The sequence below is a fragment of the Actinoplanes sp. KI2 genome (genome assembly GCF_025630775.1).
Classification (GTDB): domain Bacteria; phylum Actinomycetota; class Actinomycetes; order Mycobacteriales; family Micromonosporaceae; genus Actinoplanes.
On sequence record NZ_JAOSZE010000150.1, the window covers coordinates 1 to 530 of the forward strand.

Genomic DNA, 530 nt, shown 5'->3' on the forward strand with positions numbered 1-530 from the left:
ATCGCAGCTCAACCAGGAGCTCGACCGCATCGGCAGCACCACCTCCTTCGGCAAGCAGAAGCTGCTCGACGGCACCTTCGGCGCCACGCAGCAGACCGGTACGGGCACGACGGTCGCGGCCATCGGCGGCCAGGCCGCTGGGGCCGGCACCCAGCTCACCGGGGCCTGGGCATTCAACCTCACCCAGGTCGCCGGCCAGACCCTCGGCAGTGCGATCACCGTCAACATCAAAGCGGGCGACATCGCCGCCGGATCGACGCCGCAGGACGTGGCCAAGGTCGTCAACTCGGCCATCTCGACCGCCCTCAAGCAGAACGGCTTCCAGGGCAACGAGGTCACCATGACGGCGAGGACCGACAGCAGCAACGTCACCACGTTCAGCATGAGCGGAGCCGGCGCCTTCGCGATCACCGACACCAACAACGTGCTCACGGGTGCAGCCGACACCACCACCACCCCCGCTCTGGGCAACATCAAGGGCCTGGGCATCAACCTCACCGCGGGAACTTTGGTGGCGACCGGTGGCAGCT

The 530-nt window shown here is 67.5% G+C and carries 1 pseudogene; it reads left to right on the forward strand.

Features of this window, described 5'->3' with window-relative positions:
- Positions 1-530: pseudogene (locus ODJ79_RS46715) on the forward strand (flagellin); the annotation flags it as partial.